The organism is Acidihalobacter aeolianus (genome assembly GCF_001753165.1).
GTDB lineage: Bacteria > Pseudomonadota > Gammaproteobacteria > DSM-5130 > Acidihalobacteraceae > Acidihalobacter > Acidihalobacter aeolianus.
In genome coordinates, this window is record NZ_CP017448.1 from 2,766,886 (window position 1) to 2,792,682 (window position 25,797).

Consider the following 25,797-nt stretch of genomic DNA (forward strand, 5'->3'; position numbering starts at 1 on the left):
CCATTCGACACAACATTAATCGTGCCTCATCACAGCTAGGGGAATAGACCAATTCGCGCCTCCCGCCCATCAGTGACCCACAACCGCTCAGTACGTCGGCTCTGGTGGCCTCTCGCGGCCCTGTTCGTCGCCGGCGGTATCACCATGCTGGCCGGCATCAGCCTATGGGCCTGGCAGCAGACGCGGACGGAGTTGCTGACGAATCTACGTGTAGTCGCACAGTTCGTGGCCGATAATGCATTGGCGATTTTCGACGAACTGGGCAACGATCTGCCCTACCTGAGCCGGCAATTACGCGCCAACGGCAACGATCTGGCTGCCGATTATGAGTTGCTCAAGACCTATCAGAAATACCATCCCAGCGTTGCCAGCATGGCCCTGTTTGCACCAGATGGGCGGATGCTGCTGAACACTGCCTTGCCCTTCGGCTCCTCGCTACCAGACCCACGCACGCGAGCCATCTTCCACAAAAGCCTGGAAAGAACGCTCAAAAGCCAGCAACCGTGGATCGGCATGACACAGTATGGGCTCGTTTTACATGCCTGGCGCATACCGATGCGCTACGTCGTACGGTACCCTGACGGCCGCCCTCGCTACATCATCCAGGCCGCTGTAAGGCTTGATCAGATCACCTCGGCATGGGCGCACATAACCTTGCCGATGAACACCGCCGTCGGCCTGATACGCACCGACGGCTACCATATCGCTCGCCTGCCCGCAAACAACCCGGTACGCGTCTACAGCATGCAAATGCACGGATCGCTGATCCAGGAATTGCACCGCAATCCCAATGAGATGATCGGCACCTACAATGGGCGGGTGCAAACCGACGGAACCCATCGCCTCGGCATCTATGTCCATCTGTCGAAATTCCCCGTTGTCGCCTACGCCAGCCTGTCATCTCACAACATCGCGTTGTATTGGATGCGCCGTATTACTCCGTTTGTATTACTGGGGATCATCAGCATTCTCGGCTATATCGCCCTGGCCTACCTCTTGATTCGGCGTGAGCAGCAACATGCCACCGAACTGACGGTCCAGTCGAAACGCCAAGCACTCACGGGATTGCCCAACCGGATCGGCGCGCAGGAATGGATCGAAAACCAACTCAACCTGCCCGACACCACACTCAGCGTGCTCCAGATAGACCTGCTGAACTTCAAGGACATCAATACCGCACTCGGTACCGATGCAGGCGACCGCGTGCTGCAGGAAATTGCCGATAGACTGCGCAAGTATGCAGATAGGCTGAATGCCTTCGTATCGCATCTGGATGCCGATGAATTTCTGATCGGGCTTCCAGGGTCCGGTCTGATCAACGCTCACGCCAGCGCCCAATCCATCCGCCGCAAGATCAACGATCCCTACGAAATCGAGGGCCGCACCTTGCGCCTGCAGGCGCGGATCGGCATCGCCTGCATTCCCGAGGATGCGCACAGCGCGCCTGGGCTGTTGCGCGCGGTGGATGCCGCCCTCCATGCAGCCAAGCGCGGACAAGCCGGCATCTCATTTTACGACCCTGATACCGGTCAACTCAGCGACGCCCGAGTCAGCTTCCAACACGCCGTCGAGCGCGCCCTCGAACACAACGAGTTCATGCTCTACTACCAGCCCATCGTCAACCTGGAGAACGGGCGACTGGTTGGCGCGGAAGGCCTCTTGCGCTGGCAAGACCCCGAACGCGGACTGCTTCCGCCTAGCGAATTCATTCCGCTTGCCGAAACGACCGGCTGGATCGCACCGCTTGGCGAGTGTGTTTTCCGGCGAGCTTGCTCCGACGTCAAATCCTGGCAGCAGGCCGGGCTGGATCTGTACATCTCGGTCAACCTCAGCGCCTCGCAATTCAACAGCTCTGAATTGATCGATCAGGTACAGAACGAACTCAAGAATGCGGGTATCACGCCGCGCCAGATCGAACTCGAAATCACCGAAACAGCAGTCATGGAAGACGTAGTGCGCAGTACGGAAATCATGCGCCGACTCAGTACGCTGGGCCTGCGACTCGCGATCGATGATTTCGGTACCGGCTACTCGTCGCTTGCCTACCTGCGCAAGCTCCCGGCGCAAACCATCAAAATCGACCAAAGCTTCATCCGCGATATCGACAGCGATCCGGAAGACCTTGAAATCGTCAAGGCCATCGTGGCATTGGCCCGTGTGCTGGGACTACTAACCCTGGCTGAAGGCATCGAAACCGAGGCGCAATATCACCTGCTCAGAGATCTGGGCGTGGACCTTGGCCAGGGCTACTGGTTCAGCCGGCCGGTACCCGAGCCAGACTTCCGCCAACAGGCAACTCGCTGGGAAAGCCCTCCGGGCGATGCCGTCAGCAGGGGCTAGGGCCTGCGCCCCAAACGGCGGGCACCCGTGTCCGTGCGACCGAGCAGTTCACCAAGCTGCGTCCGACTGACCTCGCGAATCAGATCCCGACTCAAGGCGCGTTGTGCCGGTAACAAACGGCGTTCAAGGGCCGCATCCGAGAACAGGCAATGCTCCGGATCAGGAGCATATGCCTGATCGACACTGACCCGCAGCACTCGCCCCAGATTCACGCCACGCCCATCATCCAGCAAGAGCAGATGCGGAAACAGCCGCCGTGCTGGGTCTGGCTTCGGATAATCCACTACGCCGAGAAGCTCGTAGGCCTTCCCACTGGAGGTGACGGTAGGGACCGCTGCGTCCAGATGCGCTTCCAGAAGGTACACCCTGCAGCCGACCGCGGCGCGAAGCCTCGCAATTTGACGTTCGTATTCAAGCGACGGCCAAAGCGCTTCGTCACCATCATCTGTTTCGCCGCTATTTTCGTCGCTCGCGCTACTCATCTGTCCACTGTCGCAAATCAAAACTCGCTCGACAATGTCTAAGCTATCTGTGCAGCACATGACAATACAAAAAGCCATTCATCCGAGAACGCGAGGAGCAAGACATGCAACGAATCATCACCGCCTGCCTGAGTATCAGCATTGGACTGATGCTTGCCATTCCATCGATCGCCCAGGCAAGCGACAACGGCATCGTGACCCTGCGTAGCCACCACAGCGTACCAGTCACCCTGGACCGCCTGATACACGCCCTGAAGCAAAAACACATGACGATTTTCGCCAGAATCGACCATTCCAAGGGCGCACACGGCGTTGGCCTGGCGCTGCGTCCGACTGAACTGCTGATTTTCGGCAATCCCAAGATCGGGACCAAGCTGATGGAATGCAAGCAGACCGCGGGTCTCGATCTCCCGCTCAAGGCATTAGCCTGGCAGGATGCCAAAGGCCGGGTCTGGCTGAGCTACAACAGTCCCGAGTATATCGCTAGGCGTGACCATCTCGGGCATTGTGCCGCCGGGGCCGTGGCCACCATGCACAAGGCGTTGCACGCCTTCGCCGAACAGGCGGTGAAGTAACAAGAGGCAAGACTGCTGCGGTAGCCGCCCTACGAGCGCGAGCGGGAAAATGGTGGGCCGTGTTGGGCTCGAACCAACGACCATCGGATTAAAAGTTCTGCCATAAATCAATAACTTAGCGCAAATCAAGCACTTAGTAAGCAAACTGTCGCAAACATAATATAGGCTGTTTGTTAATACAAAACAATGACTTAGCGCTAACGACTGCAAACTAGGTTTTTCTAGCGGATGCACCGCGAGTGTACCGCGAGCGCGGGGTGTACCCCACCCCTAATCCACCACGATCACGAAGCCGCCCTTGAGGCGGCTTTTTTTGTTTTCGAGTTTCGCGCTTGCGTTTTTGGGGACATAGAGAAAATGGACTTGAGGCCGCCGGACTGCGCAGGAAATTGAGAAAAAGGCCCGTATTTAGGGTTATTTAGACATTTTTGCGCTGTTTGGCGGGTTGAGAATAGCTACTACAGCAAACCATAGGAGAGATAACGCTATGGACCTAATCCAAGAGAAACAAAAAAAGATAGAAGAGATGTACGGGACAGACCTGCTTTCATATTCGCGGGTCGCTGAAATCATCGGCCTAAAGACTGATTCGATCAGAGCTATTTGCGGGTCGACGATCAGGAAAGAGCAGCCCTGGGTGAAGAGATTGCAGGCAGGAAAAGTCAGGATGGGGAGAAGGGTCTTTTTCCAATCCTGGGCTGTTGCGCGGGTTTGGCGCCTGGGAAACTCCCCTCTGACACCAGAAGAAGAACGGTTAACAAGTGAGGGCGCGGTTGCCGCCGCGCCCTCCGCCCAAAACCCTTGCCCCCGCTGAGAGAGAAAGAGAAGAGGTAAAGATCATGGGTAAGCAGCACTTTACACCCACGCGCGCCGGCGGGGAAGCGACCCCGCCCCATTCCATCGAAGCCGAACAGGCTGTCATCGGCGGACTCATGCTCGACAATGCGACCTGGGATCAGGTAGCCGATCTTGTCAGCGAGGCCGATTTCTACCGGCACGATCACCGCTTGATCTTTGGGGCGATCCGGGCCTTGGCCGAAGCCGGGCGGCCGGTAGACGTGGTCACTCTGGCCGACGCCTTGGAACGGGCCGACGCCTTGGAACAGGCTGGCGGGCTGGCCTATCTCGGCCTTCTGGCTCGAGATACTCCCAGCGCTGCCAACGTTCGCGCCTATGCAGATATTGTGCGCGAGCGATCTGCGCTTAGGCAGATCGCGGCGCTCGCCCAAGCCTCCGCGGCGCGAGCGTTCGAGCGGGGAACTGCTGCGCTGGAAGCGCTTGAAGAGCTTAGGGAGGAAGCCGACTCACTAGCAGAGCGGGAAGCGGCGCGGGGGGGTAGGGACACGTCTCTCAAGGCCGCGCTCCGGGCCGCACTCGATTGCATCGAGCTTCGCCATGAAGCGGGGGCTCTTCCAGGTCTGGCGACCCCTTGGCCTGACCTGGACGACATCACCACAGGCCTGCATCGGGGCGAGATGATTGTCCTGGCTGGCCGGCCATCGATGGGTAAAACGGCCTTGGCACTGAACGCCGCGCAGCACGCGGCGGAAAACGGCGCGCGGGTAGCTGTCATCTCGCTAGAAATGACCGCGGCCGGCCTTGCGGACCGCATGATCGCCGCCGCCAGCGGCCTGCCTCTCTCTCACATTCGAGACCCCAGAAAACTGGACGGCGGCGGGGAAGCCGCATGGGCGCAGCTGACGGCTGGGGTGGCTAGGCTGTCAGCCATGGAGGGAGAGCTATCCCTTGATGATCGCCCGGCCCTGACCATCCCCCAGATTCGCGAGTCCCTGCGCGGTATGCGAGCCAGCATGGGCGGCCTTGATCTGGTCGTAGTGGACTATCTGCAACTCGTTGTTTCAGAGGGTGAAAACCGCACGCAGGAGGTGTCCAAAATCTCGCGCGGACTCAAGGCCATCGCCAAGGATTTTGACGTGCCGATGGTCGCGCTCTCACAGTTGAACAGGGGCCTTGAGCAGCGTACGGACAAACGGCCAACGCTGGGCGATCTTCGCGAGAGCGGCCAGATCGAGCAGGACGCCGATCTCATCGCCTTCATCTACCGCGACGAGGTCTACAACGAGGACAGCCCGGACAAGGGGACGGCAGAGATCATCATAGCCAAGCAGCGCAACGGCGCCACGGGCACGGTGCGGCTCGCATTTTTGGGTGAGACGTGTTCATTCAAGCCACTGGCGCGGGATTGGAAGCGACCGCCGCCGCCGATGGCGGAGGCTAAAAGAGGATGGTCCAATGACGCGCCATGGTGAAATGATAACCACGGCGGGCCACGCCTGCCGGGTGCCGATTTTCGCCCCCGTGCGCCGGGTCGGGCGCGGCCTAGTGAGACAGCGCGTCGAATCCGCCTGGGGGCATGCGACCATCACCGGCCATCTGGGCCAGCGCGAGCGCGACGCACTCGACTCAGTGTGCGAGGCGGCTCAGGCGTGGCGCCCGGAGTCCACGGGCGACGTGACCGCCCTGGTGGACTCCGCCCGACTGCGGGCCAGCCTGGGCTGGGATCGATGGAAATATTCGCAGATCAGGGACGCCCTGCGCGCGCTACGTGCCGCCGAGATCGAGCTCATCATCCACGGTGAGCGATCAGAGTGGAGTGGGATCATCACCCACATTGTCGAGGCCGGCGACCCCCCGCCGGAGCGAGTGGGATCACGGTCGCGCTGGAGAACCGCGCCGCCGGTTCCTGAGCCTGGCCGTACATCGCCCAGGGACGGGATGATGTGGGAAATCACGATCTCGCGGGCATGGATTGCGCTTATGCGGCGGTTGCAAGTACGTTACCCGGCGGCCGTATTCCACATGCGTTACGGCGTAAGCCAGGCCGCCGCCCGCTTCATACTGTCCCACAAGCCGGGCGCGACAATGCGGATCGATACCGTGCTTGACGCCGTGGGCGTGCAGAGCAGAGACCGGGCCCGCGCACGGCGCGAACTCGCCGCCGATGCGTCGCTCATGGCAACGGCTGGCGTTCACATCGACTGGGCGGCTGGCGTCATGACGACGCACCCAGCCCCGGAGACGACGCGCCCAGCCCCGGAGACGACGCGCCCAGCCCCGGAAAATACGCGCCCAGCCCCGGAGCCTCTAGCTCTATAGGCCCTATAGGCCTATAGGAGGCAGCCGCCGCCGCTTGCGGGCGCGGCGGCTGCCAGAGGCCAGAGGTCGACAAATAGCCGTCTTCGGCCGCGTCCAGGCCCCATCCGCTTGGCTGATCAACCACGGCCCAACTCCTTCATCTGCGTGACGCCACCAAACACCGGCCCGGTCTCCCGTACCCGACCGTTACCCGTCAATGCACTGACCTGACCGTACAACTCCTTCGCACTCCACTCCGCTCGCTGCTCCATCCTTATCGCTTCGCCCATGATCTCGCTTCGACGACCCTCGCATTCCAGCAACCTCACGACCACCGTATCCACATCCCGCGCGGCATCCTTGACCCCGAATACGCCCGCGCCAGTCCAAATATTTTCCAATTAATTTCCCGCTAAACCCCGCTTTAACCCACTTTAATACACGCTTAAAAACTCGTTTGCAATTGTTAGCAAATAGGGGGTTTTTTCACCTTATAGCTCATGGTCTAATTAGCCAAGACAGCCGGTTAAGCTGGCTGTTTTGAGCGAAGCACTCGGAGGTTCTCATGACCATGACTTTGACTATCGATAAAGAATTGCCTGATGAAACGGTCGCGCCGTTGTATTTCCGCTTTGATGGCGCGTTTGAACCCGGGCTGGCGCATTTGTGCCTGACCGAAAATGGCCATGTTTTTTTTGCGACGAACGGCGAACCGGGCGGCGGAGTACCGATGCATGTCCATGAAAAGCGAACGCTGCAATGGAGTGTGTCACCTTATCTGAACCGCGAAAGGGCGCTTGCGCTGCTGGATGACTCCGGCCTTCAGGCCGCGTTGGAGCGAGTGCATCGTGGTCATTCCGTGCATAGGCGCGCTTGTGGGCCGACAGATGTGAGCTTTACTGAAGACGCCAAGGCGGCTACACAGGACGTACAAGCTATCCTCGATCTCGCGTGCGCCGAGCCTGAGAATTTGGTGCAGGTGTGGGATCTGGACGACTGGCTATTCTCTAATGGGCTGCACGAGGCTTGGCCTGCAGACGTACCGCTCGATAAGGCGTGTGAAGCGCTGGAACTGGCGGCGGTGGAAGATGAGCCTCATGCCCACGTCAGCGGAGCCTCGAAGGCAAACATTCGAGACAGCTTGATCGACCGCGTCACGTGGTGCGAAGACATCGAGGACCTGACTGGCGAGCATCTGAAGACACGCCTAGAAAATCGCCCAAGCGACTAGCATCATAACGACGAAAAACGAAAACGTGGCCGGGATACACCGGCCTTTTTTGCGCCTGGTGTATTGCTCCAAAGCCAAAAACAAACAAAGATCGCGGCGCGGCGGCTGCCGGTGCCCGACGCAAGTTCTGCGACGCAAACGCGAGGCCGCTGACGCTGACGCTGAACCGTATTAGTTTGATTGATAATTGACATGTTTAGTCATCTTTCTCTTAAGTTTTCGTCTAACTTCGGTAGGCGTTTAACAAGCCGCTGCGTCTCCACGCTCACTCGCACTACCCGCTTGACCAGATCGACGATGTAGCGCGGATCGTTGTGTTCGTCACACCACAGGTTCGGGTCGTTCTTGATACTGCTGTCCTTGGCTGTCGTGACCTGATAGCGCTCCATCACCCATTCAATCGCGGACTTGCCGTTGACGACATACTCGAATGCCTCTGGCGGGATGCCTTCCAGGGTCAGTTCGCTGTTGTAGATGATCTTGGATTTGTCCTTCTTGCTGGGAAACCGCATCTTCGCCACGCGGTAATTCGGCTGTTCAGGAGCATCCAGCAGACCGTGCTGCTTCTGTTTGTAGCGCTCTTCCAGCGGCCACGGCTCAATCGTTTCATAGTTCAGGTGCAGGTCGGCCAGCTTGCGGCCCGCCGAGGCAAATGCCCTGAACGTCTCGATGCTGGCAGGCTTAGGAATACGGGGCAGCATGCGCTTGAGGTCGGCGGCATACTGCTGCCGATACTCCGGCGAGTGCAGCAGTCCGTAGACGTGATAGAACAGGTCTTCTTTGGTGATCGAGTCGTCACCGTAATGCTTGCGATAGGCTTCCAGGGCTTCGTCTGTGATTCCATCACGGCGCACGTAGCCGTCACTGTCTGGGACGGCGTCATCCTGCTGCTGGAACAGGTCTGAATCGCCGGATGGTCTATCTTTGTCCGTTTTTTCGTAGACATATAGAGGGAAAAATTGACCTGCCTGAATCAGATTCAAGTCTGGAACACAATCTACTATCAAGCACGAATAATCCTTGGTTACTCCAACGCCAGATACTGAGATCGCCAGATTCTGGTGACGCGGTGTTGGGAATAGGCGTGGCATCTGATACACCATGTCGTTCAGGCGACGATTGAAATACGACCACGCTTTCGTAAACGGCCTATAAATACTCATCACAACAGAGTTCTGCTCAAGGTCGTATTTCCGTCCACGTTCGGCATCGGACTTCAAGCCACGCGACCACTTGATCCGCTTTGGATCGCTGTCCACGATGGTATCGACATCCGGCTTTTCCGTCGCTCCAGCACATGCGGCAGCGTAGCGGTCTACCTCGGTGTTATAGTTGTCGATCATTCGCCGCATGTTGCTCTCAAGCGCCACACGCGAGAAGTTGTAGGCCCAGTCGTCGCGGCTTGTTGAGATTCCACGCGAGTATGTCTCGAAGATCGTTGCAGCGTCTTTGTCGCTCTTGTCTCCAAGCGCCACGAACCCCTCAAACTCCGGATTCCGCTGATTGATCCAGTCACCCGCCTCATTCGGCGTGATGCGCGTCCACGGCACCTTGTCGACGCTGCCAAAGTCCGCAATGCGGCTGAGCTTTTCTTCACGATCCAGATAATCACCGATGTCTCGATAGAACAACTCACATGGGCCGGTATGCGCAGGGTTTTTCACCATCAAGATAATCGCTACCGTGTTGCGTGAACCCGACCCAAACACCTTGCCGCCTTCTTTTCGAGAAAGTTCACCAGCAGTGCGCTGATTTCCTCTCAAATTAAACACATACAGATGGCTGAATTCCTGTGTCAGGCGCTTGCGCAGTCCATCTGCCGTGTTGCCGTCGATGAAGGAGCCGTTCGTCACAAAGGCGACCACGCCCTCCTTGCCGATACGGTCAGAGGCCCAGCGCATCGCCTTGATTTCGGATGCGTAGAGGCTGTTCTTGTTTATCGCAGACGACTGTGCCGCATAGGTTACGCGGATACGCTCATCCAGCTTCGGGTATGCCTGATTCTGGTTGTTATCGTTGGCGCTTGTCTGTCCGGCGGAATACGGCGGATTGCCGATCACCACCCGGATGGGCTGCTTCTTCTGCCGTTCAACCCGCTCGGCGTTCTCTCTGGAGAACCCACCCTCCAGATGATCACTCTGATCAGCCTCGTACATCTGGAACGTATCCGTCAGCACGATGCCATCGAACGGCGCATTCTTGCCGCTCACGCCGTGATAGGCCGTCTCGATATTGACCGCTGCCACATAGTAGGCCAGCAGCACGATTTCATTGGCGTGTAGTTCGTTCCGATATTTGCGCTCTATGTCGTCTGGCTTGATAAGACCAGATTGCAGCAGGCGCACGATGAACGTGCCCGTTCCCACAAAGGGATCGATGATCTGCACGTCAGGCGACGATACGCTAATGCCGAAGTGCTTGTTCAGGACAGCCTCGACGCTGTGAACAATGAAGTCCACCGGCTCGATAGGCGTGTAGACGATGCCCAGCCGCTCGGCCATGCGTGGGAAGGCATTGTTAAAGAAGGTGTCGTACAGGTTCTTGATGATTTCCTGACGAGACTTGTCGCTCTTGGCGAGCGCCACGCGGCCGCGCACGTTATCGTAGAACCGTTCCAGATCGTCCGTTTCGCTGTCCACGCCATGATCATCGACGTGATCGATGATTCGCTGCATGGCTTGGGAGATGGGGTTGTCGTCCGAAAATCCGCGTCCCTCGAACAGTGCATCGAACACCGGGCGGGTGATGATGTGCTGGGCCAGCATCTCGATGGCTTCTTCCTCTGAGATACCGGGATTGATGTTCTTGCGTAGCCCCTTGAGGTAGGCGTTGAACGCCTTGCGCCCGTTGCTGTAGGGCCGCTCGATCAGCTTTTCGATGCGTTGGGTGATCCTGTGGGCGATCTGGGCCACGCTCTTGGCCCATTCGGCCCAATACTCACGGTCGCCCAGCTTGCGCGGGATCGCGGCGTACACGGCCTGCTGGATGTCCTCGACAGGAACAAGAGGAATGTCCAGCGGAAGCTGCCCGCCGCCTCCCTCGCTGCCTTTGCCTCCTTTGCCTCGCCCAATGACCTTGATGCGCCGCCGGAACTCCGCTTCATCGACCAGGCGTTCATCATGCGCCCGCAGCGCCTTGATGACTTTCCAGATGCCCTTAAACTGCGGATTACTCTCAAGATAACTGTTGTAGTCCTTGACCTTTTTTGTCGGGATCGCGACCGGCAGGATGATGTACCCATACTGCTTATCGGGCGCTTTGCGCATGACGCGGCCGACCGACTGCACGATGTCCACAATGGATTCTCGGGTGTCGAAGAACACCACGGCATCGAGCGCCGGCACGTCCACACCTTCGGACAAACACCGGGCATTGGACAGGATGCGGCACTGGCCTGCGTCGGGTTCATCCTTGAGCCAGTCCAGTTCGTCCTTGCGCCGGGCCATGTTCATGGTGCCGTCCACATGATGTAATGTGGCATTCACCATGCTGTCGTCGTCTTCGTGCTCCTGGCGGTAGAGCCTGACCAGATCGGCAAAGACTTTCGTGGCCTCATGGGACGCCTTGATCGACTTTGAGAACGCCACGGCCCGGCGCATCGGCGCGGTGTCTTCCTCCAGATCGCTGACTTCGCCATCGTCGATGACTTTCAGGCCCTGCTTGGATAACCCCTTCCAGCTACCGATGATGCGCGTGGCAAAGTCGATGTCCACGGCATTTTTCTCGTCGATCTTGTAGGCGTTGTTGAAACTGTTGGCGACCGATGCCATGCGGTCTTCGTCCACCGCGACGATCAGCACCTTGTACTCGGCCAGCAAGTCGCGCTGCACGGCCTGCCCGAAGCTCAGGCGATAGAACTCGGTGCCAAAAGTGGCCTCATCGTCCATGGAATAGAGTACGGCGTTCTTCTCACCGGCTTTGGTTTTGCTCGCTTCGGCGAAGATGCGCGGCGTCGCCGTCATGTAGAGGCGCTTGCTGGCCCGCAGCACGGCATTGTCATGGACTTTCACGAAATCGGACGCATCTTCCTTGGGAAGCGTCAGTCCGGTGGTTCGGTGGGCCTCATCGCAGATCACCAGATCGAAGGCCGGCAGACCGCCGCTGCGCTGCGCGTCGATGACGACCTGAATCGACTGGTACGTGGAGAAAACCACACGGCGGCGCGTGTGGCGTTGCCCAGCCTGAACGATGGCGCGGCCCAGCCGGCGCGCATCCGTGGTGGCCGGATACGCCAGTTCCGCCGTCTTGATGTCCTCTTCCTCGCGGCCCACGCGCGAGTCGGAGCACACCACGAAGGCATCGAAGGGCTGTTCGGCTTCGGCTGACCATTCACGCAGGGTCTGCGATACCAAGGTGATGGAGGGCGCAAGGAACAGCGTCAGGCCGGTATCGGGCGTAACGGTTTCGTTCAGACGCAGCGCGGTGAAGGTCTTGCCGGTGCCGCAGGCCATGATGAGCTTGCCCCGATCAAGCCCGGCGAAGCCGTCCACGGTTTCGCGGATGGCCTCCTCCTGATGCTCGCGCAGGTGCTTGCGCGTCCGGCGCTTCATCTGCTCCGGTTTGAGGACATCCAGCTCTGACCAATCGACGGGGGCTTCCGCGAGGTCTTCGCGATACAGAATGCCGAAGTTCGGTTGATCCGCAATGACGCCTTCCGCGCCTTTGCCCAGCCGAGCCGTTGTGCTGACGAACAGCCGGTAGGCGAAGGACTGCTCTATGCCGTCAACGGTGAAGACCTTGGCGCTGTCGGCGAGGAAGGACGAGACGTGCGCCTTGTCGAGCGTCGAGCCGGCGTCGTAGAACTTGCACTGGATCGCCCAGAAGGTGCCCTCGTGCGTTTGGCCGACCAGATCGATGCCGGTGTTGTCGGCTTTCCAGTCGGCGGGACGTTGCGGCCACTCCGCCCAGGTCCAGACGTGGGCGAGCGTGTTGGCATAGGTCGGGTCGGTCTTGAGGTACTGGACGATCAGGCGTTCAAACAGCTTGCCTTTGTGGAGTTCGTCATGGGATCGAGCGCGTAAGTTATCCAGAACTGCATCGATGGAATCTGGCCGTGCCGCTTCGTCCATTGCGCATCCCCTTGGCGGTTGACTCTATGTGTCTAAGGGCGCCAAGGATACATCAAACGACGTTTGCTCACGGCAGCGAGGCAGCACAGTCCGAGACAGCCCGAGGCAGCCCGAGTCCTCGTTCTTCGCGGCCTTCATTCATTCTAGTGTTGATCGAGAAAGCGTCTACCTCCCTGTCCGCTGTCGGCCATATTGTCCCCAGCATGTCCTGTCCCTGCGTATGTGGTGTCAATCATGCTGCTGTTGACGTGGATAGGCCGTGATTTCTTTCCCCTGACGGTCACAGCGATGATCGTCGAGCTAGGTGCTTCCTGCCAAGGACAAAATCTCGGCTGAACATTGGTGCGCCAGCGCGCCCATCGCCCAAATATTTTTCAAAAAATTTCCCGCTAAACCCCGCTTTAACCCACTTTAATACACGCTTAAAAACTCGTTTGCAGGCGTTAGCAAATAGGGGATTTGTTCGCGTGCTCGCTTCTTAAATAATCAGTTCAGACAGCTGGTTAAACCTGCTGCATGAATGAAATTATTAAGGAGCCAAAAAATGAAAAATCTTCAAATGTTCGTCGCCTCCGCCGCCATGGCGGCTGCCATCCCCGCCGCGCATGCTGGGACGACCGACCACGTTTCAATTTTCGCTGGCGATGCCAGCCAGGGTGCGGTGTTTTCTCAGACCTGGGGAAATCCCTCCTTTGGCCCCTGGGCGCGAGTGGGCAGCACCATCAAGAGCTTTTCTGCTCCTCCCTCCCTTAGCTCCTGTCCTCCTCGATGCCTGACCGGAGTGGTGTTTTTGACCGGCACCACTACCCCGCCCCCTTCCCGCCGGTCGGCTCAGGGATCGGCCGATGCGACTGTCAACGGAACGATTGGCTTTGCTTATCTGCCGCTGGTGGACCTGGGCAGCGGCTTCAATGGAGGCCTGTCCGGGTCGATCTCACCGACCCTGACGATCACCCAGCAGGCCAAGGCCCTGGGTGGGCTGGGCTTCACCGGGCGCCTCGATCTGGCGGACGGCTTCGCCCAGGCCCGGCGCGCGGGCTGGCGTCTTGAGCAAGTACAGGCCCCGGTGACGGTGTCGGCCGGCGTGCGCTACATCCCTTTGATAGGCATGGATTATCTGTCCGCCAGCGTGGGCGAAATCCAGCCGCAAGGCCCGGCCGCTCCCCGTGCGCGCGGGGTGGTCGCCTCTCTGGTCATCCATGCCCCGCGGTGGAATGCGAAGGTCTCCGCCCAGCGCCTGCCGGGCGGCAGCGAGATTCCCCTGGCTTATCAGCCGGTCGGCCCGGCGCGGCTGGTGGGAGACAGCTATGCCTCGCAGGTGGTGGCCGTGTCTGGTGCGTGGAAGGTGCCGGACGGTGCGGTGGTCACTGCCACCGCCGCAGACGTGGACGGCGGCAAAGACATGCAGGTGGAGATGGGCGTGCGGATGCGATTTTAACAGCCAACCCGCCCGGCAAAACCGGGCGGGACTTGCGTTATTCGGAAATTCTGGAAAATGGCAGTAGGTAATTTTTAGGTAATTTTTGAGGGTTTCGTCATGGCGTTCTACCGCACGGATTTTTACCAAAACCTTCCCACTCCCGGCGACCGCGCGGACGCGTTCGACCAGTGGCTGGCAAGCCAGCGAGGACCCGTCCACCCCGTGATCCAGCGGGTCGTGGAGAAGTCCAGGCAGGGGCGGTACGACGCAGAGCAAGAAATGATGCTGTGGGGGCCGTGGGCGCGATTTTTGGAGATTTTGAAAATCAGAAATTTGCGCTGGTGGCACCTGCATGGCGGGCCGTGTCGGCAGGTGACGCATATCACCCATACCCCCCGCGCGCGCGGTTGGGGATGGGCTGCGGTGATCGGGCTGGCAATGCTGCTCGCACCGATCTTCTCGTGATTTTCTATGACGTGGATTCCGTCATATCAAATAGGTGGTGAATGACATGAATAAGAAAATGTTTTTAGTAACCCCCGTGCTTGCCGCGCTGCTGGTGAGTGGATGCGCGAGCTACCGGGCGGATGAGTACCAGGGTGGACTGCAAGCCATGCAAACCCTGACAGGCGTCGTGGTGAATGATCGTGTGGTGCACATCCAGGCCCCGCGCGCAGGGGTCGGCAGCATGGCCGGAGCCGCCATCGGCGGCATCGGCGGCGCGTCTTTAGCGCAGGGTGCTGGCCCGCTGGGCCAAGCCCTGGCCGGCACGGTGGGCGCCATCGCTGGCGGGATCGTCGGGCAGACAGTGGAGAGTCAGGCGACCGGCCCTGCCCAGCAGGTCACGGTGCAGCTGGCCGGTGGCCGGCTGCTCACTGTGGTAGAGCAGGGGCCTCAGCTGCATGTCGGCGAGCGCGTGGGTATCACCATCTCTCCCCGTGGCCGTGCCCGTGTTTTCCCAATGCCGCAGGCGAAGCAGAAGCAGAGTGGAGGCAGCCATGGATGAGAAACCTGAAATCCGTCGCGCGGCCTGCCCGCGCTGCGGAGATGATTTGAAACGTATTTGGAGCTCAAAGAAACAGCGTCACTACTGGCTTTGCCTGAATGGCGAGGATGAGTGCGGCGCGATCTATTCAGACGATGGCGGCGAGCCCAAAACGACGCAGATCACCAAGGAAGCCGTGCCAGATTTGACCTGCCCTGAGTGCCGGCAAGCCACCCTCGAGCTCGTCGAGGGTGCCAAATATGGCTCCTTTTTGGCCTGCCCTGAGTGCGAACAAACCTTCGATCTGCTCGACCAAAGCCTGCCTCCATCGCCTGAAAACACGGCCCCGCTGTGCAGCGAAGATCCGGAGCACGGCCACATGAAACGCCGCTCGGGCAGGAACGGGCCTTTTTGGGGATGCCGCCGCTTCCCTGAGTGCAAAGCGACGCGGCAGATCGAGGATGAGGGCTGATGGGACGCATCACCGAAACCCATTCCGCCGCCACGGTCGCCGCTGGCTGGTCCATCCGTTCCACGGCTGCGGTGGCGATGCTGATCTATGCCGCCCATTGGGTAATGAACGATCAGGAGTGGAAAACGATCGTGCAGTGGCTGCACTCGGGCGGCGCGTTCCCCGCCTGGGCCATTTTAAGCCCATGGATGGCGGGGGCGCTGGCGGTGACAGGGGCATGGCTTTTCGTGTGGGCATGGCGCATGCCAAGCCGAAAACGAATTCAAAAAACCGAGCGCGGCAGCAAGGCCGCGACGGTGGAACAGTTGAGAAAAATGACGGAGAAAGCGAAATGAAAATAGACGTGAAGAATGTGAAGAAGGTCGCGGTGTGGGCTGGCCTCTTTATCTGCCTGCTTGTCGTCGGCGAGATCGCCGGGCAGACCCAGACCCTCGGCGGGGAAATTTTCGCAGGGTTGACTGATCTCGCATTCCTAATCCTGATGGTCGCCCTTTTTTGGAAGGTCCTGAAATCTATTACCCACCTCATCTTCCATCGCAAGAAAGGGGGTGAAGAACATCGTCGAGGCAGCAAGGCCGCGACGGCCGAAGATCTGGCGCGCATGACTCAGGAGAAAGAGTAATGCTCTGGCCCTGGCAGAAACCCTCCAAGCCTTCCCCGCGTGCGGACCGAATCCAGATCGGCGGCGTCCCGGTGCCGCCGAGTTTGGAAGCCCTCCACTTCCTGATCGCCGGAAGCACAGGCACGGGCAAAAGCCAGGCGATCTCGGCGAACCTCGACATTATAAGAGGGCGCGGCGACCGCGTGATCATGGCTGACCCCGGCGGGCAATATATGGCCCGCTGGTGGCAGCCCGGCGACACCATTTTGGCCCCCCTTGATGCGCGGTCAGTGCGGTGGTCGCCGTTCTCGGAAATGCGCGGTCAGGCAGACGCCGACCGCGTGGCGAAGTCGATCATCCCGGATGTGGAAGGCGGTGGCGACGCGGCCGAGTGGGCGAGGCATAGCCAGGGCTTGGTTGGTGCCGTCCTTGAGCGGCTATTGGAAAGCGGAGGCGCGACAAATGAGCGATTCGTGAAGCTTCTGACGGTCGCCAAAAGCGGCGAAATCGAAGCGATCGTCGAAGGCCTGCCCGCGCAGACGCTGTTTGACACGGGGGCGGCGAAGATGCTTTCAAGCGTGCGCGGCATCATCGGGTCGGCACTCCCCGCGTACCGCTTTCTGCCCCCCGATGCGGGCGCAGATGCGTGGTCGATTCGGCGATGGATAGAAGGCGGCTCGGGCTGGCTGTGGCTGCCCTACCGCGACTCGCAACGCGCGGCAATGGCGCCACTGATAAGCGCGTGGCTCGGCGAAGTGGTGTCGGCCATCCTTGATCTGGAACCGAGCCGTGAACGGCGAATCTGGCTGGTGCTGGACGAGGTCGCGCTTTTGGGCAAAGTGCAGGCCTTGAGCGACGCCCTGACGAACGGGCGAAAATACGGATTGCGTGCGGTTTTGGGCCTGCAAAGCGTGGCCCAACTTCGGCAGGCGTACGGCAGGGAAGGAGCGACCGTCCTGCTGTCGTGTCTGTCCTCTCAACTGATTTTAAGGTCGCCTGATCCCGAGACGGCCGACACGATGAGCCGCGCCCTTGGCGAGCATCAGATCTCGCGAGAGCACTCAAGCCACGGGCCTAGTGGGTCGAGCACATCAGAGCATGTGGTGATCGAGCGCGCCGTGCTGCCGAGTGAACTGCAATGCCTGCCTGATCGGGTGGGGTATTTGAAACTGGCGGGTGATTATCCACTGGCAAAAGTGTCGATTGGTATCACTCACAAAGAGCCTGCTGTGCCCTCATTCATCCCCCGCGACTCATCTCCGAAATCGCCGTCGCCGGTGGTGAAGGAAGCGCCCCCGCCGACCGTCGAAGGCGACGAAAAGATCGTCGCGCCCGTGCTGAGTCTGGAACTGGTGCCATCGACATGTGCCGGCGAAAACCTGCGCGGCCTTCTGACTGCAAACGACTGGCAAAAACTCCAAAAGCGAACCGCCGCCGAAGCTGGCGGCGTGTGCGAAATCTGTGGTGGCACGGGCGACAAGTGGCCGGTGGAAACGCATGAGGTGTGGGGCTACGACGACGATGCGCGCGTGCAAAAACTCGAGCGCCTGCAAGCGCTTTGCCCCTTGTGCCATTCGACCAAACACGTCGGCCATGCCGCGCAGAAAGGACGCGAGCAGGAAGCCATGAAGCGACTGGCTGAACTGAATCAGTGGGACGCAGAAACCGCACGGAAGTATGTCGATCAGGAGATGAAGATTTGCCGCGAAAGATCACGGCATCAATGGGTGCAGGACCTAGCTGTCCTCACCGAGAAGTACGACCTGAAAATCCCCCGAAAGGAGAATGAAGATGACTGAATGGAACGACGGAAACACACCCGAAACCGGCGATGAGAATTTCTGGTATGCGCTTACCCAGGTGCCGCCTGAGCAGCGCGAAAATTGGGACCCGAAGATCAGAATGAGCGTCGAGGGTCTTGAGGCGCAGATGGCGAAACAGGCGGCGGATGCCGAGCGCGACGAAGCGCCCGCACCCGCGAATGTGATTGCGGCTCGCGAGCTAATGGCGGGTGTGGAACTGGACCATTTCTACGTCCATCGACTGGTGGAAAGAGTGCTGTCCAGGTGCGTCGATCATGCGACAGCGATCGACGGGTTTTGGACCAAGGAGCGTGCGCAGGAAGTGTTGAGTCCGGTGATTCGTGACGCGGACATTGAGGCCGAAATTCGGGAAGTTTTTCGTGGTCTCGTGCTTCAAATCCTGTTCGTGATCAACCATGAACCGCAGCACTGAAACTCAAACCAAAACCCCGAAATTCGGGTCGGAAAACCCGGCCGCTGGCGCGGCCGAGTTTTCCTCACACCCCTGCACCATGGGTGCAAACACCGCAACCCCCAAACCCAAGCGGGGCGCGGCCTGTAGGTGTATACACCCTGTAAACAGGTTTTGGGCGTTTCGGCTATAACTCATTGATTTTACTTAAGAAAAGGTGTTTACACAATGAACGACAAGACGATGAGCAAATCTGAACGAATCCTTGCGCAGATCGAGGAACTGAAAAAGGCGGCGGCGGAGGCGAAGAAACGCGAGCGAGAGCAGCAAAAACGCCAGATCACTAAAGCGGCAGTTCGGGCCGGAGTCGATCGTCTCGGCCTCTCTCAAGAAGCTCTTGAAAATGAGTTTAGGGCGATGGTCGAACGGTTGAACCCCGCTTGCATAAATGAAAAACGGGGAGAAGATCGTGTCAAGCCAATTGTTGAGGATGTGACCCATGGCGAGCAAGACGATCTCGACTCGATTTGACGCCGCTGCGCTGGCCGCGCTGCGCAAGTTTCCGGGTAACACGGACTCAGAGCGAGTGCGGTCAGCGGTCATGCGCGGCACGATCATCGACGAGTTTTCGCGCTCTATTGCGGCGCAACTCGAAGCCCATCGCCGGGGCATCGATATGATGCTCAAGGAGACAATGACCGACTCGGTTGACGCGGTACGCGACGCTGAGCGCGAGATTCTTTCTGCCCTGCAAAGCCTGTCGCCTGACGAAGCAGTGGCTAAAAAGATCGCTGGCAGCCTAAGCCGGATGATCGCTCATGGCATCGTGCCGCTGGCGGATATGGGGCGGCGGGAGCCGCTGATGCGAGAGGTCCGTGCGTTGGTGCATGCAAGCGGCGAGCTGGACGAGGAATGATCGGATGATGAGCATATCCGCCCGCGGCGCGGGCACCGCCAAGAGCTACTACACCCACCTTCAATCCGACGCCCACCGCGCAGGCGGCGAGGCCGAGCGCGAGGATTATTACTCGCGGGAGGGTGATGGTGAATGGTTTGGATCCGGCGCGGAATCGCTCGGCCTCGTGGGTGCTGTCTCCGCGCAGGATTTTCATTCTCTGGCCGATGGTTTTCATCCTCAGACTCAAGAGGCCCTGGCGCAGAACTCAGGTGCCAAGGATCGCGTCGCGCTGTACGACTGTACCTTCTCAGCGCCCAAGTCCGTATCAAACGTGTGGGCCGTGGGCGACGAAGAAACGCGCCAAGCGGTGGAAAAAGCGCACGCAGAAGCGGTCAAGGAAACGCTTCTTGAAATGCAGGAGCGATTTATTTCTACCCGCAGGGGCGCAGGCGGCGCGGATCATGAAAAAGTCGGCATGGTCGCCGCCCTTTGGCAGCACGGAACGAGTCGCGAACTGGATGAGGATCTGCACACGCATTCTACGATCATGAATGTCGCTCCGCGCTCGGATGGAAGCTTTGGATCGATCGATGGCCGCGACCTGTACGCCCATCAGAAGATCCTCGGGGCGGCGTACCGCGTTCACTTAGATCAAAAATTACGCCAGGCCGGGTTCGCCACCGAGCGCGATGGCGAGTCGTTCCGCATCAAAGCCGTCCCCCAGTCGCTTGAGAAAGCGTCAAGCACCCGGCGCGAACAGATCCTTGAGGCGATGGCCGAGCGGGGCACGGCGGGCGCCAAGGCCGCGCAGGCGGCGGCGCTGGATACCCGCCCCGCGAAAGATCACGACGTGGACATAGAAAGCTTGCGCGAACGCTGGCGCGAACGCGCGGCAGAGCACGCCTTCGACGTGGAGAAAGCCCGCGGCGCTGGTGAGTCGATCCCCGCAGAAGAGCGGCGGGCGAGCATCGAACTGGTGCAGGAGATCGTCACGCAGAATCGCGCCGTGTTTTCTGCCAAGGATCTGGAATACGCGGCGCTTGTCGCCGCTCAGGGGATGGGCCGTGGGCGAGAGGATGCGGCTGATTTGTATCGCGACACGCTGGCCGAATGCGTGACTCTCAAGGCGCTCGACGGCGGCGTCCGCTATTCCACCCCCGAACTCGTCCAGAAAGAGCGCGACACGCTGGCCGCAGCGCAGGCGGGTAGGCTCAAAGATGCCTGGTCGTTATCCCCGGAGCAGGTCGCCCAGGCACGAGCCAAGGTCGAGGATGCGGCTGGGCACAAGTTGTCTCATGAACAGGCAAAGGCGCTCGAAGGCATGACCCAGGAGCGTGGGCAGATCAAGGTTCTCGTAGGGGATGCCGGCACAGGCAAAAGCACCACCATGAGCGCTGTCAGGCAGGCGTATGAGGACGCTGGATACACGGTCCTTGGTGTCGCCCCACAGGGTAAGCAGGCGGCTGATCTCGGGGCGAGCGCGGGCATTGAGGACGCCAAAACGATCCACCGACTGCTGGCCGAAGTCGAGCGCGGGCAGACCCGGCTAGACGAGCGCACGGTGATCGTCGCTGACGAAATGGGCAAGACAGACAGCCGCCTGATGCATGACCTGGTGCAGGCGGCGGAGGCCGGCGGGGCGAAGATCATCATGCTCGGCGATCACAAGCAGATGCAGCCGGTTGGTCCTGGCGCCATGTTCAGGCATCTGGCGGACGTCGAGCGCGGCGTCGGGCATGTCAGGCTGGAAGAAATCCATCGCCAGCGCGCCGCAGGCGACCGCCAGGCGGTGCGCGCGATGAGCCGCGGCGAGTCGGCAGCGGCCATGCTGCACTACATCGACCAGGGCCAGGTAGCTGTTGAGAAAAATCACCGTGCAGCCGTCAATGAGATCGCGCAGCGATGGGTTCATGCCGCGGCCGAGGTCGGCGCGGAAAAAACGCTCGCGCTGGCGTCTACCAACCAACGTGTGAACGATATCAACGCGGCGATCCGCGCTGACCTCAAGAAAAACGGAGAATTGCAAAACGGCGTGGTGTTTGAGTCTGTTCGAGAGCTTGGCATTGACCCGGAGACCAAGCAGATGCGAACCACTACGGAGCGAACTGAGTTCGCCCCCGGCGACCGTGTTTTGTTCGCCGGCACGAACGATTACAAGGCGGATCTCAGGCGCGGCGACCTGGGCACCGTGGTGGGCGTGGACGAGCGGGGCGTGGCGGTGCGGCTGGATCGAGATGAAAGCGTGAAGCTGATCGATCCGGAGAAGCAGGATCTGCGCCATGGCTACGCGATCACTGCGGATCGGTCGCAGGGCGCGACCGTGGAACGGGTGGTGGGCTATGCCACCAGCGACAGCATGCACCGGGAAATGGCCTACGTCATGGGATCAAGGGCAAAAGATGGCACCGAATGGGTGACCACGGAAGCGCAGACCAAAAAGATCGAGGACAAGATACCGCCGACCGAGAAAATGCTATCGCTGGCGGACGATCTAGCCGCTCGTGGCGAAGCGCCTGCGCTGACCGACGAGCAGCGCGGCAGCTTCTCCGGCGTGCGCGACCATCTGGATCAGTATTCTCATCGCGAGATCGGGCGCGAGGGCGGCCCACAGAAAGATGCAGCCGACGAGCGGCTTGAGCAGTTCCGCGACGTGGTAGAGGCAATGAGCGTCAGTCGCCAGAAAGAAAGCACGCTGGACTATCAGGTGCACGGCATCGACCAGGTGCACGGCATCGACGGCAAAGCGATGGATCATGCCCCCGAGCCGGAGCCCGCCAATGATCGTGAACGCTCAGACACCCATGAGCGGGATGAGGCGCGCCCCCATGAGCGCGCGGCGGATGGTTGGGACGAGAAAGCGATCAACGCGGGCGCGGAGATTGAAGCGCGGCGAGAGGATAAGGCGGCGGAACGCGCCGCCGTCGAGTGTTTGAAAGACTATCAGGCGGCTGCCGACCTGCATCGACAGGGGCGATATCTGGATCGCCAGGCAGACCGCGAGCCGGATCGCGAACGCGCCGCCGACCTCAAAGACGCCGCCCGCGCCGCCCATGCACAGGCAGAGGGTATTCGCCAGCACACCGATATGAAACGCGACGGCCTGCCAGATGAGTACCGGCAGGCGGTAAAGGACGCGGAGAAGGAAGCCCGCAGGGAAGAGAAAGAGGCGGTAAAGCAGGAGGATCGTGCCTCGAAGCACTACCAGCGGGCGGCAGAACACGCGGCGAAAGCGAACGACTGGCGCGAATCACTCCCATCTCAGGCGATGAATGCGGCGGAGGCGAAGCTCGAACGCTGGATGGCCGAGCGCGCTGCGGGCGCAGCCAAGGATGGGATGGCCGACGCCCGCGCCGCGCGCAGGGATGGTATCGAGGACGTGCGGCAGGCAACACGGGATCGGGCGCAGGAACGTCAGGCGGCCAGGGAAGCGGACCGCGAGCGCGGCCGCGAACACGAACAGGAAAGATCACGCGAGAGGTAACCAGGATGAACGAGGAAAAACCCAATCAACAGGTCGATCACAAAATGGACGAACGTCTGCAGCCCAAAGACCCTGCATGGATGAAGCCCAAGGCCCCCGAGCCCCCGGCCGGGGCGAAGCAGGCAGACACCATCAGCCATGCGGTCGGGCACCATGACCCGTCTGCTGGGCGTGCCATGGATCGCGATCTGGACTTTGAGCCGTAGCCATGGGCGCAGGACTGATACTCGACCTGATCCGCGGGTTCGCTTGGGGGCTTGGGTTCGCTGTTGCCCGCGTGCTATGGCTGCCCATTCTGATCGCCCTGCTCGGCCTGGGCGGCTGGGCCTGGGGGTGGGCGGCAATTCATCATCTGCCATTTGTTATGGGCGCCAGGCACGTCGCTGGATGGGTGGATCATGCCGGCGCCGGTCTTGTCCGCGCCAGATGGAGATAAACGGATGAGCGGAAAGACACCCACGATGGGCGACTTGTTCGATGGCGTGGAGGCTGGCGGGCTGTCGCCTGCCCCCGCCGCCGCAGCCAGCGGCCTCCCGCCCGGCGCGGTGCGCGAACTGGTCATGGCGGAACTGGCGCGGCCCGCGCCGCGCGCCGGGTACATACGCGGTCTCGCGATACCAGAGCGGGATCCCCGTGCGCACGCGCGATTGATGGAACTTGCCCGCAGCCTGGATTAATATGACGCCCGGAGCGTCATATAAAATCCGATCATGACCTTGCCTTGCCACAAGGACACGTGACCCGGAAGACGGCACGGGTTTCCATCAACAAGCGGCACGATCAACGAGCGACGCGGCCCGCCGCAACGCCAGTTTTCGCGCGCTACACGGACGCCGGCGGCGTTCCACGGCCCCGGCCCGGCGCGAGCAGGCCGAGCGCAAAGCGCGCCGAAAATGAGAGTACGATCACAGGCAAACCGACACGAGTCAGACTGCGCCACCCGATCAACCCGATGAACCAAAATGAGGTACGCCGGAAGCTCAGCAACGCGAGTTCGAACGACCGCAGGGGCGGGCGAGGATAAAGACGAACCGGCAAAGGTGACGTGGCCGGTTACCTTGCACATGCCTTACGGCGTGAACTCTCCCACGACTAAGCCGGGCTGTAGTCGGGGCTTCAAGCTCTGCGACCGTGGCCTGCGCGTGCTGCCAGAGGGTCGAGAGCGTGACCGGAGTTCTCGAATGATGTCGTTCAGCTACGACAAAAAGGTGTTAAATTTGGACGAGGAATGCAGGTGTGAAACAGATCAAGCGTTCTGCCGCTGTTTCACCATCTGGGTGAAATACTCCACATTCATAAGCCAAGCCTGCTGTGCTACCGAATAGGTTGGATGCAGATTGCGAGGCAGGACTAGCTGCACCTGTTCAGACTTCATCTCGTCCGTCTGGTTTTCGCTGATGCTGGGTTCTAGCGTCAGTAGGTGTTTGTATGGGATTCGGGCAGCCTCGTTGAGGATTTGCCGCCATCTGTCCTTGCAGGTTGATTTCGATGCCAGCATCGTCAGCCTTGCCTGCGGGAAGACAGCATTGTGGTAGTCGTTGATGCCGGGAAAGATGAAGTCCGGTTTCAGCTTGTTTTCAGTCACGCCGGTTCGCGTGTAGGTTACACCGTGATCAGTGAATACCTGTTCGAGGTGGTTTTCCAGTGCCGATCCAGCCCGTGATTTTCTGCGTTGAAGGGCGCTCTGAACCAGTTTGATGAAAGGTTCTGTGTCCTCGATGCCGGATTGCGTGAGGCTGCGCAGCTTTTCACCGAGCAGATGCTTTTCGAGCGTGCGGAACAGGATTTCTTCCCGCTCCATCCATGCTACGAGTGCCGTATCCGGGTCGTCACGACTGGAAAGGTCGCGAATTGTACTTCTGGCGTAGGCTGAGAACTCTGCTGTTTTCGGGAAGTTGCCGCCGAATCTTGCCAGCATTTCATCAAGATAGTTCGGGGCTTCCTCTTCTGGTTCTATTCCGATCTGTTCGAGGATGACCCTTGCGGCAAAGCCGATCCTGTCCTGTTCGGTTTCCAGTTCAGATTTGACAGAGAAGCCTGGATGCGTAAGGTCGGAAAATCCGAATAGCCACATGAGCTGCCGTTCAATGGTTGTGTCCTTTTCGGCCACGATAGCTAGCAGGTCGCCATCGGCCCGCCTTGCTATCACCAGCAGGTCGCCTTCTGCCGCGCACTGCGAGACTAGATTGGTCGGGAAATATAGTCGGTATTCCCAGCGCATGACGCCGCGATCTTCCCTTGCCCTCTGCCGGGCATCGTACCAGGTCAGGAATCCGTCCTCGATGACCGGCTCATCATCCTGGTCGGAGAGATAAAGAAATCTCGCCGCGAACCGTACTTTGCCGGATGGTTCACCAAGAATCGAACGCAGGGATTCCACGCCGTTAAACTCGTGTTGGTTCGACCGTATGACATCGGCCTCGACGGCGCTCAGGTATTTGAGCGCAACACCATCAAAATACTGTGATAGATAGCCCTGCTTCATTTTTTAATTTCCATTTCCTTTTCATTGCCGCGCAACAATCCGGCCAGGCGCTGCGCGACCTGTCCGGAATCCATTTCCGCCCCACGAAGGGCACATTCCCAGACCACTGCAACACGCCAACACGCCGCAAGAAGAGCATTCCGTACCCTGCGATCCCTATCCCGGTTCCGGTCGATTTTATCCTGCCAGAAATCCCGGCGGGTGCCTGGAAGCCTGTAAAGTGGACAATCGTGACCGTGCCAAAAACAGCCATGGACAAAGATAACAGCACAATATTTCGGCAGTACAATATCAGGCTTTCCTGGTAGTTCCTTAACATGCAGGCGGTACCGGAAGCCCTCACGGTGCAGCAGGCTTCGCACGAGGATTTCAGGTTTCGTGTTCTGCCCCCGGATGCCAGCCATCATCCGGCTTCGGGTTGCGGCATCCACCACGTCGGCCACGTAAT

24 protein-coding genes are annotated in these 25,797 nt (G+C 59.8%); 19 read left to right on the top strand and 5 right to left on the bottom strand.

What is annotated here, in order from left to right; translation table 11 throughout:
- The first annotated feature begins 72 nt into the window (after positions 1 to 72).
- Positions 73 to 2,340, top strand: a complete 2,268-nt coding sequence (locus tag BJI67_RS12815; protein WP_070073349.1) for a putative bifunctional diguanylate cyclase/phosphodiesterase — start codon at positions 73 to 75, stop codon at positions 2,338 to 2,340.
- Here BJI67_RS12815 and BJI67_RS17025 read toward each other — a convergent pair.
- Complete coding sequence (locus BJI67_RS17025) at positions 2,337 to 2,822, bottom strand: hypothetical protein (protein ID WP_083250869.1); 486 nt, start codon at positions 2,820 to 2,822, stop codon at positions 2,337 to 2,339. The two genes, BJI67_RS12815 and BJI67_RS17025, sit on opposite strands and share 4 nt — an antisense overlap.
- Positions 2,823 to 2,926: 104 nt before the next feature.
- Between BJI67_RS17025 and BJI67_RS12825 the strand changes: the two genes are divergently transcribed.
- From BJI67_RS12825 to BJI67_RS17860, 3 genes are all read left to right on the top strand, one after another.
- Positions 2,927 to 3,397 (top strand): DUF302 domain-containing protein, encoded by a 471-nt coding sequence (locus BJI67_RS12825; RefSeq protein WP_070073351.1) that lies wholly within the window; start codon positions 2,927 to 2,929, stop codon positions 3,395 to 3,397.
- Between the two features lie 839 nt (positions 3,398 to 4,236).
- The gene (gene dnaB / locus BJI67_RS12835; protein WP_065089378.1) at positions 4,237 to 5,667 is read left to right on the top strand and encodes a replicative DNA helicase; all 1,431 of its coding nucleotides are present in this window, start codon (positions 4,237 to 4,239) and stop codon (positions 5,665 to 5,667) included.
- The gene (locus tag BJI67_RS17860) at positions 5,651 to 6,514 is read left to right on the top strand and encodes a hypothetical protein (protein WP_197513105.1); all 864 of its coding nucleotides are present in this window, start codon (positions 5,651 to 5,653) and stop codon (positions 6,512 to 6,514) included. The genes dnaB and BJI67_RS17860 overlap by 17 nt, the downstream gene beginning before the upstream one ends.
- Positions 6,515 to 6,630: 116 nt before the next feature.
- Here BJI67_RS17860 and BJI67_RS12845 read toward each other — a convergent pair whose 3' ends face one another.
- Positions 6,631 to 6,894: a hypothetical protein gene (locus BJI67_RS12845; protein ID WP_038088578.1), complete on the bottom strand. Its 264-nt coding sequence runs from the start codon at positions 6,892 to 6,894 to the stop codon at positions 6,631 to 6,633.
- Positions 6,895 to 7,058: 164 nt separating this feature from the next.
- Between BJI67_RS12845 and BJI67_RS12850 the strand changes: the two genes are divergently transcribed.
- On the top strand, positions 7,059 to 7,724 hold the full coding sequence (locus tag BJI67_RS12850) for a hypothetical protein (RefSeq protein WP_038088580.1): 666 nt from the start codon (positions 7,059 to 7,061) through the stop codon (positions 7,722 to 7,724).
- Positions 7,725 to 7,924: 200 nt separating this feature from the next.
- On the opposite strand, the gene BJI67_RS12855 is transcribed toward BJI67_RS12850, so the two are convergent.
- A complete protein-coding gene (locus BJI67_RS12855) occupies positions 7,925 to 12,793 on the bottom strand; it encodes a DEAD/DEAH box helicase (RefSeq protein WP_038088583.1) in 4,869 nt (1,622 codons plus the stop codon).
- A gap of 544 nt (positions 12,794 to 13,337) precedes the next feature.
- On the opposite strand from BJI67_RS12855, the gene BJI67_RS17535 reads away from it, so the two are divergent.
- The 14 genes from BJI67_RS17535 (at position 13,338) to BJI67_RS12925 (ending at position 23,541) form a co-directional block, all read left to right on the top strand.
- The gene (locus BJI67_RS17535) at positions 13,338 to 14,231 is read left to right on the top strand and encodes a hypothetical protein (RefSeq protein ID WP_145930711.1); all 894 of its coding nucleotides are present in this window, start codon (positions 13,338 to 13,340) and stop codon (positions 14,229 to 14,231) included.
- Positions 14,232 to 14,330: 99 nt separating this feature from the next.
- Positions 14,331 to 14,678: a hypothetical protein gene (locus BJI67_RS12865; protein ID WP_038088589.1), complete on the top strand. Its 348-nt coding sequence runs from the start codon at positions 14,331 to 14,333 to the stop codon at positions 14,676 to 14,678.
- A gap of 46 nt (positions 14,679 to 14,724) precedes the next feature.
- Positions 14,725 to 15,219: an outer membrane lipoprotein gene (locus BJI67_RS17540; RefSeq protein WP_070073354.1), complete on the top strand. Its 495-nt coding sequence runs from the start codon at positions 14,725 to 14,727 to the stop codon at positions 15,217 to 15,219.
- Positions 15,212 to 15,670: a topoisomerase DNA-binding C4 zinc finger domain-containing protein gene (locus tag BJI67_RS12875; RefSeq protein ID WP_070073355.1), complete on the top strand. Its 459-nt coding sequence runs from the start codon at positions 15,212 to 15,214 to the stop codon at positions 15,668 to 15,670. Before BJI67_RS17540 ends, BJI67_RS12875 begins: the two co-directional genes overlap by 8 nt.
- On the top strand, positions 15,670 to 16,005 hold the full coding sequence (locus BJI67_RS12880; protein ID WP_070073356.1) for a hypothetical protein: 336 nt from the start codon (positions 15,670 to 15,672) through the stop codon (positions 16,003 to 16,005). Before BJI67_RS12875 ends, BJI67_RS12880 begins: the two co-directional genes overlap by 1 nt.
- On the top strand, positions 16,002 to 16,292 hold the full coding sequence (locus BJI67_RS12885; RefSeq protein ID WP_070073357.1) for a hypothetical protein: 291 nt from the start codon (positions 16,002 to 16,004) through the stop codon (positions 16,290 to 16,292). The genes BJI67_RS12880 and BJI67_RS12885 overlap by 4 nt, the downstream gene beginning before the upstream one ends.
- On the top strand, positions 16,292 to 18,070 hold the full coding sequence (locus BJI67_RS12890) for a type IV secretion system DNA-binding domain-containing protein (protein ID WP_070073358.1): 1,779 nt from the start codon (positions 16,292 to 16,294) through the stop codon (positions 18,068 to 18,070). The genes BJI67_RS12885 and BJI67_RS12890 overlap by 1 nt, the downstream gene beginning before the upstream one ends.
- Positions 18,057 to 18,506 carry a hypothetical protein gene (locus BJI67_RS12895; protein WP_070073359.1) on the top strand — a complete coding sequence of 150 codons (450 nt, stop codon included), beginning with the start codon at positions 18,057 to 18,059 and terminating at the stop codon, positions 18,504 to 18,506. The genes BJI67_RS12890 and BJI67_RS12895 overlap by 14 nt, the downstream gene beginning before the upstream one ends.
- Before the next feature lie 207 nt (positions 18,507 to 18,713).
- Positions 18,714 to 19,016: a hypothetical protein gene (locus tag BJI67_RS12900; protein ID WP_070073360.1), complete on the top strand. Its 303-nt coding sequence runs from the start codon at positions 18,714 to 18,716 to the stop codon at positions 19,014 to 19,016.
- Complete coding sequence (locus BJI67_RS12905) at positions 18,985 to 19,401, top strand: hypothetical protein (RefSeq protein WP_070073361.1); 417 nt, start codon at positions 18,985 to 18,987, stop codon at positions 19,399 to 19,401. The genes BJI67_RS12900 and BJI67_RS12905 overlap by 32 nt, the downstream gene beginning before the upstream one ends.
- Positions 19,402 to 19,405: 4 nt before the next feature.
- Complete coding sequence (gene mobF / locus BJI67_RS12910) at positions 19,406 to 22,864, top strand: MobF family relaxase (protein WP_070073362.1); 3,459 nt, start codon at positions 19,406 to 19,408, stop codon at positions 22,862 to 22,864.
- 5 nt (positions 22,865 to 22,869) lie between these two features.
- Entirely contained in the window at positions 22,870 to 23,070 is a 201-nt protein-coding gene (locus BJI67_RS12915; RefSeq protein WP_070073363.1) for a hypothetical protein, read from the top strand.
- 2 nt (positions 23,071 to 23,072) lie between these two features.
- Entirely contained in the window at positions 23,073 to 23,300 is a 228-nt protein-coding gene (locus BJI67_RS12920; RefSeq protein ID WP_070073364.1) for a hypothetical protein, read from the top strand.
- A gap of 4 nt (positions 23,301 to 23,304) precedes the next feature.
- Positions 23,305 to 23,541 carry a hypothetical protein gene (locus tag BJI67_RS12925; protein WP_156782144.1) on the top strand — a complete coding sequence of 79 codons (237 nt, stop codon included), beginning with the start codon at positions 23,305 to 23,307 and terminating at the stop codon, positions 23,539 to 23,541.
- Between the two features lie 569 nt (positions 23,542 to 24,110).
- Here the strand turns inward: BJI67_RS12925 and BJI67_RS12930 are convergent.
- Both BJI67_RS12930 and BJI67_RS12935 read right to left on the bottom strand, forming a co-directional pair.
- Complete coding sequence (locus tag BJI67_RS12930) at positions 24,111 to 25,349, bottom strand: type II restriction endonuclease (protein ID WP_070073366.1); 1,239 nt, start codon at positions 25,347 to 25,349, stop codon at positions 24,111 to 24,113.
- Positions 25,346 to 25,792: a very short patch repair endonuclease gene (locus BJI67_RS12935; RefSeq protein ID WP_070073367.1), complete on the bottom strand. Its 447-nt coding sequence runs from the start codon at positions 25,790 to 25,792 to the stop codon at positions 25,346 to 25,348. Before BJI67_RS12935 ends, BJI67_RS12930 begins: the two co-directional genes overlap by 4 nt.
- Between the last annotated feature and the right edge of the window lie 5 nt (positions 25,793 to 25,797).